Raw genomic sequence first — 13432 nt, forward strand, 5'->3', positions numbered from 1 at the left:
TGCGGTTCCGTTCTCGGTCGGGGCCGACGGCCCGAAAACGTCACGTGGGCCCGCGTTGAGCCGGTACGGTCGCGCGATGACCAGCCTCCGTGAGTTCCGCCGGGCGTGCCATGAAGCGGCCCGGCCCACCGGCGGCCGGATTGTCGAGTTCCGGATCGCCGACGGTGTCACGCCGGACTTCCACCAGGGCGTCCTCGATCACGGCGGCCGTGGCCTGTCGGTCGTGTGCATCCGCGACCGGACTGAGCCGGTCGTGGCGGTCGCCGAGCCACGGGCTATCGACGAGACGGCGGTCGACGCGGGATCGCTGACGTTCGTCGAAGCTCGTGAGCAGGTCGCCGTGCTGGCGGAGTTCCCGGCGTTCCGGGTGATGCCCCCGGCCGACCTGAAGTACTGGGCTCCGGCCGATTTGGGCGAGGTGCTCTTCAACTACTGGGACTGACCGGAGTACGCGCTCGGCGGCAGAAGAGGACGCTCGACCGCCATGGAGCGGGGCTTGCCATGCCCGCCCGATTCCCTCGCGAACCTGCGTACCGAGACTGGTCGTCATGCAGGACAGCGGCTACCTCGTGGTCTCGGTGAGGACGCCGCTGATGTAGCGGACGTTGCCCATGCGCAGGTTGTCGTCGTTCAGCGACAGGTTGTTGGCGGCCAGCAGGTCCCGGATGGTCACTCCGTCCAGCGTCCAGCCGAGGCCGGCCAGGTAGGGAGCCGCTTCGTTGCGCTCACCGAAGTAACGCAATTTCGCCATGCCGGGGTCAAAGCCTTGCGCGCGCCAGCGTTCGGAGAGGCGGTTCAAGCTTTCCTTCGTCGTATCGTCATCGCCCGGTTTCGGATTGGGCCTGCTCTCGGTGGCCACCCGGCTGCCCGGCGCGCTGAGTGTGGTGATGGTGTCCAATAGGCTGTCTTGCGCCTCCGGTGGCAGGTAGCCCAGCAAGCCTTCGGCGCTCCACGCGGTCGGCCGCGCCGGGTCGAAACCGGCGGTGCGCAACGCTGCCGGCCAGTCGTCGCGCAGGTCGACCGCGGCTACTCGCCGCTCGGCCGTGGGCTCAGCACCCAGTTCGGCCAAGGTGCGGGTCTTGAACTCGATGACCTGCGGCTGATCGAGCTCGTACACCACGGCCTCGGCCGGCCAGGGCAGCCGGTACGCGCGAGAGTCCAGCCCCGAGGCGAGGATCACGGCCTGCGTGATGCCCGCGTTCGCCGCGTCGAGGAAGAAGTCGTCGTAGAACTTGGTACGGATCTTGGCGACGTCGATCGCCGACTGCCCGACCAGGTCGCCGGGAGGCAGTGCGCCGGTCGCCAGCCGTGTCAGGAGGTCGATCCCGACCGCCCGGACAAGCGGTTCGGCGAACGGGTCGTCGATCAGCGAACGATCTTCGCGGGTTGCGATCGCCCGGGCTGCTGCGGCCGCGGTGGCGGTCGTGCCGACACTGGACGCCAGGTCCCAGGTGTCTCCGTCGTGCCTGTGGGAAGTCATGCCTCGCCCTATCTTTGTTCGTCCGGTCGGCTGCGGACCCGAACGCAAGCGCGGCGGCAGTGGCGGCCACGACGCGATCAGCACTGGTTGATGGACGATAACGAACACCCTTGTCCACTGAACTAAAGTGAGAGCAGTGACCGCTCGTTTGCCTCGCGACCGCCGTTCCGACGCCCGGGACAACCGCGACCGCATCCTCGGTACGGCCCGCGCGGTGTTCGGCGCCGGTGGCTTGGACGTGCCGATCCGGGAGATCGCCCGACACGCCGAAGTCGGGCCCGCGACCGTCTATCGCCATTTCCCGACCAAGGAGATGCTGGTCACCGAGGTGTTCCTCGACCAGGTGCGCGCATGGCGATCCGTCTTGGACGAAGGGCTCGCCGACCCCGATCCCTGGCACGGCTTCTGCCTGGTGGTCGAGAAGCTCTGTGAGCTGCAAATACGCGATCACGGCTTCATCGCAGCCGTCAAATCCAGCTTTCCGCGTGCGATGGACTTCACCGCTCTCCGCACTTCCTCGCTGACCTCGGCAGCCGAACTGATCCGCCGCGCCAAGGAGACCGGCCGCCTGCGCCCCGAGGTCGTCCTGAACGACCTCACCCTCATGATCACGGCCGGCGGCGGCATCCTCGCGAGTGCACCGGCAGCACGCACCGCGGCCTCCCAGCGCTTTGCCGCACTCACGATCCGAGCGTTCCGAACCTGACTGGTGCCCTCACCGCTGCCTCCAGTGCCGCGGCTGACGCCCAGATCACCCGATGGAATCGCCTGGTGATCGAGGGCCGGACACCCGGTCATCGGCATGTGCGTACGTGTGATGGTGCGTTTTGGTGAGCGGCCCTCCGTTTTCGCCGTATCCGGACGTCGCACTGAATCCTGCGGCGAAGAGCCCAGTCGCGAAGCTCGGGGAAGCCGAACAGCCTCTTGACGAAAGGAGACCGGCGGGTCCGGCTGTCGCGGATGAGCGGGCGCTCCGCCTCGAGCCTGCCGGTCAGCGCGTCCAGCCGGGAGCGAGACGGCGTCGAGCAGCGGAACCAGCAGGGTGACGTCGTTGCTTGTCCGCCGGTCAGTGTCACGGCGAGCGGCGTCTCGTGCACCGCTGCCGCACCCCGGCCTCCGGCCACTCGGCTAACCGCCGCCAGCACGTGGCGCCAGAGGAGCCGAACAGGTTCGCGGGCAGCCTGTTCCAGCTGATCCTCAGCCTGATCGCGGCGGTCGTCTCGACCGTCGGCGCCGGTCTCGCCTTCCGCGGCAGTTCCGCCCCGGGTGGCCACTGCCTGACCGTTCCACCGCGAAGGACCCGCCGTAACACCCCTCCGGCGGGCCCTCGCCGTGCGTGGGTTCGCGAAAAGTTCTGCGTGGAGGTACACGGATCGTGCGCGGGAGCAGTCTTCATAGTGATGGCTGACTACGAGGACTTCGTCCGGGCGCGCCTGCCGCGGTTGCTGCGCTACGCGACGATGCTGACCGGGGAGCGGGAACAGGCCGCTGACCTGGTGCAGGACGTGCTGGTCAAGGTGTACCGGCGGTGGTCGCGGATCAGCGACGCCGAGCACCCCGACCGTTATGTCCTGCGGATGGTGACCAACGACTACCTGTCCTGGCGGCGCAGCCGGTCGGCGCGGCTGATCGCCGTGGGCGACCCGCCGGACGAGGCGCGGCCGGATGACTTCGCGTCGGACTATGCGGCTCGCGAAGACATGTGGCAGCGCCTGGCGCGGTTGCCCCGGCGCCAGCGCGCGGTCGTGGTGCTCCGGTACTACGAGCAGCTCGCCGACACCGACATCGCCGACCTGCTCGGCTGCGCCCAGGCCACCGTGCGGGCCCACGCCCGCAAAGCCCTGACGACCCTGCGACACGGCCTGAGCATCGACCGGATGGCCCAGGCGAAGGAGAGCTGATGGACATCGAGAACCTGATCAAGGACACCTTCACCGCCCACGAGCAGGACGCCCCCGACAGCGACCAGGTGCTGGCGGCCACGCGTCAGCGCCTCGACCACAGGCGCGCCGTGGTGAGCCGTCCGCTCACGGCCGCCGCCGGGGTGGTCCTGCTCGTCCTGGCCGCGGTCGCCGTCGTCGCGCTGAACCGGCCCGCGCACGACAACCAGGTAGCCACGGGCACCAGCCAGACCAGCGGGCCGGCCGCCGTCGAGGCACCGGCCAAGGCGGCCATCGCGGAGCTGACCATGCCCTACTCGCTCGGCTGGCTGCCGCCGGGCAAGGCCGACTACCTCGCGCGCCGGATCAACATCGGTGGCAGCGCGGCGAACCCCGACAAGCCGGTGTACGGCGGCGAGTACATGCTGACCGTCACGTCCGGGCGTCAGGTCCTGCTCGTGGACGTGCAGGAAATGCGGATGATGCCGCCCGAGCAGGCCGCCTTCAAGTCCGGTCCGGGCCGGCCCGTCACCATCGGCGGGCGGCCCGGCGTGGAGAGCTCGCACTCCGGCGGCCCGGGCGGTTACGAGGTGTACCTGACCCACCCCGATGGCGGCTCGCTGTACGTCAACGTGGCCGCACAGCCGGGCAGCACGGCGCCGGCGCAGCAACTGATCGACGCGGGCCGCCGCGTCGCGGAGAACGTCGCCTTCCCGGGCACCACCACCGTCACCCCGGCGTTCGGCCTCGGCAAGCTGCCCGACGGCCTGCGGATGTGCGCGTTCGACGTCGAGAAGGGCGGCCCGAGCGGTTCGCGCACGAGCTACTCGGTGGGCACGTGCAGCACCCTGCCGCCGGTCCAGGTGCGCCTCGATGAGTCCAGCCAGGTGCGCGGCACCGCGGGGCAACCGGTCCAGGGACACGCGACCCGCTACCTGGACGAGAAGGGTTACCGCACGCTCTGGATCCTCAAGGCCGTCCACGACGCGCCGATCGCCGTCGCGGGCCCCGGCGCGCAGGCGGAGCTGTACGCCATCGCCGACCACCTCGTCCTGCCCCGCTGAGGTCCGTGGGTCCTCTTCGGACGCGACCGAGGAGGACCCGCGGTTGGCGGCCCGCTCGCAGACGCCGCTCCCCGTCGGTGCGCGCGACTGAGTGTTCACGGTTCCCGGGTGATGGGCCTGCCGTCGAAGACGGCGTCGCCGACCGCTCCGCGGCCCCGGCGGCGCAAGAGTGATCAACACCGCCAGCAACGCCGCGCAACACCCGTCCGAGCCGCCAACGCGATCTACGAATCCTGCTACCCCGGCGCACTCGCCAACGTTGGCTGCCTCCGAATGAGCTCGACTGACGGCCACGATCATGTGGATCCGTCGCCCGGGTCTTCGAACGTCGCAGGGGCCCAATGCGAGCTCTACGCGGCATGAGAGCGCGTTCGGGTCGACGCGGTAACCGATGGACTGGCACGTGCGAGCCGCCTAGCCTTTCGTCGAACCGCACGACCTTCCGTCCGAAGAGGTGCATTGCATGAATGTCCGGGTAGCCCGGCCGTCGACGGCCGACCCAGCGCTGATCACCGTGCACCACCCCTTAGACGTGAGGAATCCCCGAAGTGGATCTACCCCGTAGCTTCACCATCCGCGAGAGCAGCCACCGCATCCACAACCCGCTCACCAGCCGGAAGCTGGCCGTCCTGGGCGAAGCGCTGAACCCACCACCCGGCACCCGGATGCTCGACCTGGCCTGTGGCTCGGGCGAGCTGCTGTGCACCTGGGCCCGCGATCACCGCATCACCGGAACCGGCGTAGACATCAGCACCGTGTTCCTGGCCAAGGCCCGGGCACGAGCGATCGAGCTGGAGGTCGCCGAACAGGTCGCTTTCGCCCATGGTGACGCGTCTGACCACGTCGCCGACGACCCGGTCGACATCGGAGCGTGCGTCGGTGCGTCCTGGATCGGCGGCGGCGTTGCCGGCACCGTGGACCTGCTCCGGCGCAGCCTTCGGCCCGGCGGCATGATGCTGATCGGCGAACCGTACTGGCGCAGGGATCCTCCGGACCACGCCACGGTCGAAGGCTGTCACGCCACCAGTGAAGCCGACTTCCGCGGCCTCCCGGAGCTGCTGGAACAGTTCGGGGAGCTGGGTTGTGATGTCGTGGAGATGGTCCTGGCCGACCAGGACAGCTGGGACCGCTATGTCGCGGCTCAGTGGCTCAACACCCGCCGCTGGCTGGACGCACATCCCGGCGATGAGCTGGCCGGGCAGATGCGCGCGGAACTCACCGCCGCTCCGGTGCGCCACGCCCGGTACCAACGCGAATACCTCGGCTGGGGTGTCTTCGCTCTGATGGACCGCTGACACCAGTGGCCGAGTGAGTCCCGGTGACCCGGCACCGGGACTCACTCACATCGGCATGAGAGTGCGTACGGACCGGTCGTCCCGGTCTGCGCATCTGGATGCCGGCCGGCGCCGGGAACGCAGGAGCGACTCGATTTCCGCGGTGTACTGCAGCCGGTTGTCGCGGCAGTGGCCGTGTCCCGTTGCGAGCGTGTCGTGTTGTGGCCAGCCGTGGAAGTTCATCCGCGCCGCGGATAGCCACGTTAGTCGAACGAAGATCAGGACCGCATGCTTGACGCGCTCCGGGATGAAATCGTCTCCGGGGTGCAGCACCGACGGAATGATTGCGTGGAGGAAAACGAGCGGCTCCGGCACGCCTCGTCGTTGTAGTCGAACGCGGAGCTGCTGCAGCACAGCGAGATCACCTTCGACCGGCACGTCCGGCACACCTCGGTGGCCGAACTCCTCGACCTGGTGAACGTGGAGTACCGCCTCGGCGGTCGGCCCCCGGTTCCACAGTGGACGATCCCGGGCCGGCAGCCGCGCCGGGATCGGCGGACGTGCCTGGCTCGCCCGGCCGGCGCCGGGCGAGCCACGAGGTTACTTCTGCTGCTGGATGCGGTAGCTGCCGTTGTTGCCGAGCGTGAACCGCTCGAGCGGGTAGTACGTGTGGTAGCAGCCGTACTTCACGACGCAGAGCACGATCTTGGCCTGCTTGACCAGGGTGGCCTCGTAGTGCACCGAACCGGGGTAGGTCAGCTGGTTCTGCACCAGGCCCTGGTAGTCGGCGAGCCCGCCGCCGTTGTCCTTCATGTAGTCGTAGTGGCGAATGTTGCTGACCGTTTTGCCGTTGTAGCACCAGTCGACCCGCACGGCCCATTTGACGTGGTTCAGGTGCGTGGTGCTGGGATAACTGATGTAGCGGTCGGCGTAGGTGCAGCTGGTCTTGCCCGGCACCGGCGCGGGCGCCTGGCCGCTCTCGTCACCGACGACCTCGGCATCCGAAGGCACGTACACCTGGTCGGCGACCTCCGGGCGGGTCGCGAGGGCCGCCCGGTCCTCGGCGCTGAGCGTCCCGGTGGCGTCCAGGCGAGCGAGGATGGCGCGGACTTCGTCGTCGGAGATGGGATCGGCGGCTTGCGCCCGGACGGCGACGGCGGCCGGTGCGCCGGTGGCGGCGGTGCTCGCCGGTGCGGCCACGAGCGTGAGCGCGGCGCCGGCCGCGGCGATCGCGGCGGCTGCGGACAGGAGGCGTCGATGCATGGGAGTCCCTTCGGATGCGGTTTCCGCTTCGAGGACCAACCCTGGCGGCCGCCCGGCGCCGGACGTAGGGGGCAATGCGGCCATGGCCGGAGCCGGTCAGGCCCAGCCGCGGCCGGCATCGCGGCCCGGTCCGCAACGCGCTCAGCGAGGTCGTCGCCGCGCTGTCGATGGTCGTCCCCGACGACGAGCACGTGCACGCGGGCATCCCGGTCCCGCCGGCCGCGGCACGCGGGTGTCACGAGCACACCCCAGGACCATGTGCCGGACCACGCGCAACGCGGTTGCGTAGCTGAACGGCTCGGCCGATGCCAGTCCTTCGACGACCTGCCCGCCGATAGAAGGCCGCCACCACGCCGACATGCAAGTTCCAGATCGCCGGCGCGAACCGCGCCGCCAGCTCGCCGGTGAACCTATGTCCCGCGCAGGAACTCAACGCGGCATGCCCGCGCGTAGACCGCCTGAGAGCCCGGACTCCGCCGGACGCGACCTGGTGGCGACGCCCGCCGACCGCTGCTGCCCCTGTCCGATGCGGCGTGGTCACGTCACACTCGAAGGTCAGGAATTCCCTGCATCGACCCGGATGCACCGCGTCGCTGTGGCGCCCCTCGACGTCACGCTTCATTTCCGGTGGCGGTGGCGACGAAGTGCCGGGCGACGTCGTGGAGTTTCCGGTTCTGCTGCTGGGACTGCTCCACCAGCTTGGCGAAGGCCCCGTCGGCGTCGATCCGGTGCACGGCCATGAGGATGCCCTTCGCCTGGTCGATCACGCCGCGCGAGTCGAGCGCCCGGCCGAGGTGGGTGACCTGCTCGCGGGCGCGGACGTAAAGCCGCGCATGGTGCAAGGCCGCTTCCGCGGCAGTGGTGTAAAGCTCGAGCAGGGCCGCCTCGAGTGCGTCGAACCCGTGGCTGTCGTGGCTGTAGAGGTTGAGCGAGCCGTGATGTTCGCTGTCGATGAACAGGGGCGCGGACAGGTAACTGCCGACAGCGGTGTCTCCCAGCTCGTCGGCCAGGGTCGGCCACCTTTCGCGCAGCTGCCGCACGGTGACCCGCTCGACCTCTCCGGATTTCGCGGCGAGGACACAGGTGCCCTGGCCGGTCCGGTACTGGGCCTGGTCGAGTTCGCCAGCGTGGTCGTCGGTGGCCGTGGCGGTCCGCAGCCGGCCGTCGCGGACCAAGGTGATGCTCGCCATGTCCGCTTCGCCGATGGCGTGCAAGGCCTGCCGGCTCACCCGGCTCAGGGCGACCGTGAGGTCTTCTTCCCGGCCGAGCACGTCCGCCAGAATCGCCAGGGCTCCCGTGACCTCGTCGACCTGGCGTACGGCATCGTCGTCGGCTTCATACGTGGGGTGCTTCGCCATCTCCCGGTCCTCTTTCCCTGCCGTCCCGGCGCCGCGCCTCGGTCCTGGGCGGTCCGGCGACGGTACCCCGCGGTGGCCCGGCGGCCGGACCGGACGTCGGTGAGTCCACGCACGGAGGTACCCACCCGATGGTCGCTGGTCGGCACCGCCGATGACCGCGACCGCGGCCGCGTCGGCCGGGGTGGTCACGGTGAAGCGGGTGCGCGCGAGGTGGCCGGTCAACGTCGCGACGCTCCATCCCCCCTAGGCGTCAGCATCCCGCGGCCTGTGCCGGTCGCCGGGTTCCGGCGGAAGCGCAAGTGCGCTGTACTCCATGCTCGAGCTGCAGCCACCGCGTCCGGCCAGCACCGTCACCCAGCACCCCGACTCCGGCCGAGCCCGCAACGGCAGGTCCGGCCGGACCGCGCGGCCCGCGGCGGGCGACGCGCGCGGTGAGCGGCGAGTGAACGGTGCTCTGGACTTCGCCGGGCGTCCAGCGCAACTCGGGCACGGTGAGACCGCCGCGGCACACCAGACCTCGAATCGACCCCTGTGACCACGCGCTGGGCAGGGTCGGCAGCACCCTGAGCTGCCCCGGAGCCGACTGCAGCAACGCCGTGGACACGGCGACCGGTCAGCAGCGGGTGGGGCCGGGTTGTCGGGGCCGACCCAGAACCGATCCACGACCGCTGCGGCAGCGGGTTCACGAGGGGCGTAGCGGTCTGGAAACCCGCTGCGCTGCACCGCCTGCTCCGGGGCCATGGTGTCCCAGCCGGGCAGCGCGATGAGGGCGTCGAGGAATTCCCGGTGGCGTAGACCGGGTTGAGGATCTGCTCGCGGCTGCCCCAGCCTTGGCTCGGGCGTTGCTGAACACCCCGACCGAGTCGCGGTCGCCGTAGTCGAGGTTCCGCAGCCCGATCGCGAGGACCGCCGCCCGGCGAGGCAGGTGGCGTTGCTGAACGACGTCGACGATGGTTCGGGCGATATCCATCTCGCCGGCGCCCAGGTGCTGACGGTCCACGACGACCGAGCCGCCGCCCGGGCCGCCCTGCTCGCACCCGCTCAGTTGCACGATCGTCGCGGTCGCGGCGGGCCCGACGATGAGGGCCAACGCGACGATCGGCAGCAACACCGAGCCGACCAGCAGCAAGAATCCCGTTAGGTGTCATGACGACGGCACCGAGAGTCCGGCGTGGGCCAGCGGACTCGGCTTCCGGACCAACTGACTGTTAGTGTCAAAGATCTGCCGCTCAATCCGGCTGAGCACGGGCTGAACCTTGAGGCCGGTCCGGTTCTCGATCTTCACAAGGCACGCCCCTGCCGGTCGTGGCCTCCTGTTCCTTGGCCGACAGGGCAAGGACATCAGCCAGCTCGCCCGCCACTCGGGTCGACTGTCCAAGCAGGACACGGCTGCGTCGAACAACCCGGCCAGCGGGCCGCTGATCAGGTTGGCCCATCGTCGTCAACGTGCGTCATCCGAGTCCCCTGGCTGTTGCCGGCGGTGCTGCTGTTGCCGGCCAGGCGAGTCGATCGAAATCGAGCCAGGTGGGCACGCGTGACGCGGCGTTCCCGGTGAGTGCGCTCGGCCGCCGGGCCGGGTACCGGTGTCAGGTGCGTCGTGACGGGCGCATGGCCGCAGGGGCGTTACTCTGCTGGCATGACATCCCATCTCGGGGATGTATCCCCGGATTCGCTGACAAAGCGCCCGCTTACAATGGTGACCATCGAGGCTGGCCGTTCGTGCCCGCCGCTTGGCGGTGCGATCTGGGAGGATCACCGGATGACGATGTCGCTGTCGGCGGAACTGTGGCCGGATGTGCAGCCGGAGACCGCGCGGCGGCTGATGCTCGCCGGGGTGGAAGCCTTCGCCAAGCGCGGCTACCACGCCACCACCACCCGGGACATCGCCGGGGCGGCGGGGATGAGCCCGGCCGCGCTCTACGTGCACTTCCCGTCCAAGGCCGCGCTGCTCTTCGCGATCAGCCGGTACGGCCACGAGCAGACGCTCGCCCTCGTCGAGAACGTCGTCGCGAAGGAGTCCGATCCGCTCGAGCGGATCCGCCTGATCGTCGAGGACTTCGTGGCGTGGCACGCGCGGCGCCACACCGTGGCCCGGGTGGTCCAGTACGAGCTGCAGGCCCTGCCCGAGCAGGAGTTCGAGGTGGTCGCGGAGCTGCGCCGCCGGATCGAGCGGATCGTGCGCGAGGTGATCGCCGACGGCGTGGCCGCCGGGGTGTTCACCGTGTCCGACACGCACATCTCGGCGCGCGCGGTCCTTTCGCTCGGCGTCGACGTCGCCCGCTGGTACACCGACCGCGCCCGGCAGACCCCGACGGCGCTCGGCAAGGAGTACGGCGGCCTGGTGCTGCGCATGCTCGGCGCGCCCCAGACTGAGACCCCGGTCACAGACTAAGCGGTCGATCAGGAGGCAGCCGCAGCGTACCGCCGGGCCAGGAGTGCGAAGGCGTCCTTCAGCTCCCCCGGCCCGACGACCTCGATGTCGGCGTCGAACCGTCCGATCGTCGCGGCCAGCCCCGCCCACGACCAGGCCCCCAGCACGAGCCGGCAGCGGTCCGGGCCGAGCTCGGCCACGACGCCGTCGCGCGCGTACTCCGACACCACCTGCGCCGGCAGGGCCAGGATCACCTCGCCGCGGCACGGCCAGCCGCCGGTCGCGTCGCGGCCCTCGAAGCGGGCCGCCACGAAGGCCGCCACGTCGCCGCCCGGCAGCTCGCGCGGGGTGAAGCGCGGCCCCGCCGGGGTCCGCGGCGTGATCCGGTCGACGCGGAAGGTGCGCCAGTCGGCGCGGTCGAGGTCCCACGCGACGAGGTACCAGCGCCCGCCCCACGTCACCAGGTGGTGCGGCTCCACCCGGCGCGGCGGACCGGCCGAACCCGAGTGGCCGAACCGCAGCACCTCGCGGGCGTGGACCGCCCCGCTGAGGGTCGCGAGCACCGACGGATCGACCGGCGGCCCCGCCGGGGAAACGGCCGTGACGTGCAACGCGTCGACCCGGTGGCGCAGCCGGGCCGGCATGACCTGCCGGACGGTGTTCAGCGCGCGGGCCGCCGCCTCTTCGATCCCGGCGCCGGCGACCGTCCGGAGCGCGACGGCGAGGGCGACGGCCTGGTCGTCGTCGAACAGCAGCGGCGGCAGCTCCGTGCCCGCGCCGAGCCGGTAGCCGCCGTCCGGGCCCTTGGTGGTCCGGATCGGGTAGCCGAGCTCGCGCAGGCGGTCGACGTCACGCCGCACGGTGCGCGCGCTGACCTCCAGCCGCTCGGCCAGGAGCGTGCCGGACCAGTCGCGGCGGGTCTGCAGCAGCGACAGCAGGGCCAGCAGGCGCGCGGAAGTTTTCGGCATGTCCCGATCTTGCCGGAAGTAGCGGACACACCCTGTCCGCTACCCCTGACACGGTGGTCCGTGTGCAGAACAACGACAACACCGAACGCGCCGACCTCATCGCCGAACTCGCGACCGCGCGCGCCGCCCTGACCACCACGACGACCGGGCTCACCGACGAGCAGGCCGGGGCGCGCCCCACGGTCAGCGAGCTGAGCCTGGGCGGGCTGGTCAAACACGTCGCGGCCATCGAAGAGGGGTGGCTCCGCTTCGTCGTCGACGGCCCGTCCGCGCTGCGCTACGACCTGCCCGACGGCGTGACCTGGGCGGACATGGCGGCCGGGACCGCCCGCGAGTTCCCGCAGTGGGCGATCGACCACCAGAACAACTTCCGGATGCTGCCCGGCGAGACCCTCGCAGACGTCCTCGCGCGCTACGAGGAGGTCGCGAAACGCAGCGAAGAGATCATCGAAACCGTCCCCGACCTGTCGGCGACGCACCCGCTGCCGGACGCGCCCTGGAACCCGCCCGGCGCCGTGCAGAGCGTGCGGCGGGTCCTCATGCACGTCATCGCCGAAACGGCCCAGCACGCCGGGCACGCGGACATCCTGCGCGAGACGATCGACGGCCGGAAGTCGACGTGACCGTTCTGGACACGCGGGCGCTCAACCGCGCGACGCTCGCCCGGCAGCTGCTGCTCGAGCGCGCCGGCCTGCCGGTGCGGGACGCCGTCGCGCACCTGGGCGGGCTGCAGGCGCAGGAACCGCAGGAGCCGTTCACCGGGCTGTGGTCGCGGCTGCGGGCGTTCGACCCGGCGGTCCTGTCGGATCTGCTGACGGGACGGCGGGTGGTGCGGACGCACCTCATGCGCCGCACCGTGCACCTGCTCACCGCCGAGGACGTCCTCGCGTGGCGGGCGCGGTTCGACACCATGTTGCGCCGGCGTGTCCTCGGCACCTACCGCCGCGAGCTCGACGGGGTGGACCTCGACGAGCTCGCGGCGGCGGGCCGGGCGGTGCTGGCCGACGGCGAGCCCCGCTCGATGGGCGAGCTCGCGCGGGCTCTCGCCGACCGGTGGCCGGGGCCCGGGCCGCGGCCGCTCGGGGAGATGCTGGTCGCCGCGCTCGTCCCGGTGGCCCAGCTGCCGCCCCGCGGGCTGTGGCGGGCGAAAGCCGGGGTGCGCAACCTGCCGCTGTCCGCCTGGCTGGGCCGCGAGGTCGACGCGCCCGCCGAGGACGGTTCCGACCCGGTCGGGCAGGCCCTGGTGCGGCGTTATCTGGCGGCGTACGGTCCCGCGGCCACGGCGGACCTGCGAGCTTGGTGCGGCCTGGCCGGGCTGCCGTCGGCGGTGGCGGCGCTGCGCGGAGAGCTGGCGATCTTCCGCGACGAGCGCGGCCGCGAGCTGCTCGACCTGCCCGGCGCGCCGCGTCCCGAGCCGGACACGCCGGCGCCGGTGCGTTTCCTGCCGGCGTTCGACAACGCGATCCTCGGCTACCACGACCGGACCCGCATCATCGACGACGCCCACCGCGGGCTTTCGGTGGCGGGCGAGCGGGTGGTGCTGGTGGACGGCCGGGTCACGGCGACCTGGACGACGAGCGGTGACACGGTGCTGGTGCAGCCCTTGCGGCGGTTGACGGGGGCGGAACGCGCCGAGGTCGCGGAGGAGGCGAGCGGGTTGGCGGCGTTCCTGAGCGACGGTGAGAGCGATCGGGCGCGGGTGGCGGCGGACTAGGCGCCGGTGGAAGGTCGAGCGGCGGGATGGGCGGCTCGCCGCGACCTCGCGGGGCTCGGT

Annotated in this window: 15 protein-coding genes and 1 pseudogene; 8 read left to right on the top strand and 8 right to left on the bottom strand. The window is 71.0% G+C overall.

The features are described from left to right. Window positions 1–76 precede the first annotated feature (76 nt). Window positions 77–442 carry a hypothetical protein gene (locus tag ACH54P_RS12950; protein WP_489912621.1) on the top strand — a complete coding sequence of 122 codons (366 nt, stop codon included), beginning with the start codon at window positions 77–79 and terminating at the stop codon, window positions 440–442. 120 nt (window positions 443–562) lie between these two features. Here the strand turns inward: ACH54P_RS12950 and ACH54P_RS12955 are convergent, their stop codons facing one another. Further along, window positions 563–1480, bottom strand: coding sequence for an SAM-dependent methyltransferase (locus ACH54P_RS12955; RefSeq protein WP_489912622.1), 918 nt, complete (start codon window positions 1478–1480; stop codon window positions 563–565). A 136-nt stretch (window positions 1481–1616) separates the two neighbouring features. Between ACH54P_RS12955 and ACH54P_RS12960 the strand changes: the two genes are divergently transcribed. Continuing rightward, the gene (locus ACH54P_RS12960) at window positions 1617–2186 is read left to right on the top strand and encodes a TetR/AcrR family transcriptional regulator (protein ID WP_489912623.1); all 570 of its coding nucleotides are present in this window, start codon (window positions 1617–1619) and stop codon (window positions 2184–2186) included. A 390-nt stretch (window positions 2187–2576) separates the two neighbouring features. Here the strand turns inward: ACH54P_RS12960 and ACH54P_RS12965 are convergent. Then, window positions 2577–2675: pseudogene (locus ACH54P_RS12965) on the bottom strand (IS5/IS1182 family transposase); the annotation flags it as partial. A 205-nt stretch (window positions 2676–2880) separates the two neighbouring features. Here ACH54P_RS12965 and ACH54P_RS12970 point away from each other — a divergent pair. The 3 genes from ACH54P_RS12970 (at window position 2881) to ACH54P_RS12980 (ending at window position 5719) form a co-directional block, all read left to right on the top strand. Beyond that, window positions 2881–3381, top strand: a complete 501-nt coding sequence (locus ACH54P_RS12970) for a SigE family RNA polymerase sigma factor (RefSeq protein ID WP_489912624.1) — start codon at window positions 2881–2883, stop codon at window positions 3379–3381. Beyond that, a complete protein-coding gene (locus tag ACH54P_RS12975) occupies window positions 3381–4424 on the top strand; it encodes a hypothetical protein (protein ID WP_489912625.1) in 1044 nt (347 codons plus the stop codon). The genes ACH54P_RS12970 and ACH54P_RS12975 overlap by 1 nt, the downstream gene beginning before the upstream one ends. 548 nt (window positions 4425–4972) lie before the next feature. Continuing rightward, a complete protein-coding gene (locus tag ACH54P_RS12980) occupies window positions 4973–5719 on the top strand; it encodes an SAM-dependent methyltransferase (protein WP_489912626.1) in 747 nt (248 codons plus the stop codon). Window positions 5720–5764: 45 nt separating this feature from the next. On the opposite strand, the gene ACH54P_RS12985 is transcribed toward ACH54P_RS12980, so the two are convergent. From ACH54P_RS12985 to ACH54P_RS13005, 5 genes are all read right to left on the bottom strand, one after another. Further along, complete coding sequence (locus ACH54P_RS12985; RefSeq protein WP_489912627.1) at window positions 5765–6136, bottom strand: hypothetical protein; 372 nt, start codon at window positions 6134–6136, stop codon at window positions 5765–5767. 162 nt (window positions 6137–6298) lie between these two features. Continuing rightward, window positions 6299–6961, bottom strand: coding sequence for a hypothetical protein (locus ACH54P_RS12990; protein ID WP_489912628.1), 663 nt, complete (start codon window positions 6959–6961; stop codon window positions 6299–6301). 611 nt (window positions 6962–7572) lie between these two features. After that, window positions 7573–8319: an ANTAR domain-containing protein gene (locus tag ACH54P_RS12995; protein WP_489912629.1), complete on the bottom strand. Its 747-nt coding sequence runs from the start codon at window positions 8317–8319 to the stop codon at window positions 7573–7575. Between the two features lie 250 nt (window positions 8320–8569). After that, window positions 8570–8923, bottom strand: a complete 354-nt coding sequence (locus ACH54P_RS13000) for a glycoside hydrolase family 95-like protein (RefSeq protein ID WP_489912630.1) — start codon at window positions 8921–8923, stop codon at window positions 8570–8572. Between the two features lie 78 nt (window positions 8924–9001). Continuing rightward, the gene (locus ACH54P_RS13005; RefSeq protein WP_489912631.1) at window positions 9002–9448 is read right to left on the bottom strand and encodes a hypothetical protein; all 447 of its coding nucleotides are present in this window, start codon (window positions 9446–9448) and stop codon (window positions 9002–9004) included. Between the two features lie 630 nt (window positions 9449–10078). On the opposite strand from ACH54P_RS13005, the gene ACH54P_RS13010 reads away from it, so the two are divergent. Continuing rightward, window positions 10079–10711: a TetR/AcrR family transcriptional regulator gene (locus tag ACH54P_RS13010; RefSeq protein WP_489912632.1), complete on the top strand. Its 633-nt coding sequence runs from the start codon at window positions 10079–10081 to the stop codon at window positions 10709–10711. 8 nt (window positions 10712–10719) lie between these two features. Here ACH54P_RS13010 and ACH54P_RS13015 read toward each other — a convergent pair whose 3' ends face one another. Then, on the bottom strand, window positions 10720–11658 hold the full coding sequence (locus tag ACH54P_RS13015; RefSeq protein ID WP_489912633.1) for a helix-turn-helix transcriptional regulator: 939 nt from the start codon (window positions 11656–11658) through the stop codon (window positions 10720–10722). 53 nt (window positions 11659–11711) lie between these two features. Here ACH54P_RS13015 and ACH54P_RS13020 point away from each other — a divergent pair, with 53 nt between their 5' ends. After that, entirely contained in the window at window positions 11712–12281 is a 570-nt protein-coding gene (locus ACH54P_RS13020; RefSeq protein ID WP_489912634.1) for a DinB family protein, read from the top strand. Further along, complete coding sequence (locus ACH54P_RS13025) at window positions 12278–13372, top strand: winged helix DNA-binding domain-containing protein (RefSeq protein ID WP_489912635.1); 1095 nt, start codon at window positions 12278–12280, stop codon at window positions 13370–13372. The genes ACH54P_RS13020 and ACH54P_RS13025 overlap by 4 nt, the downstream gene beginning before the upstream one ends. The last annotated feature ends 60 nt before the right edge of the window (window positions 13373–13432 follow it).

This window comes from Amycolatopsis sp. N2S4-7 (genome assembly GCF_058119595.1).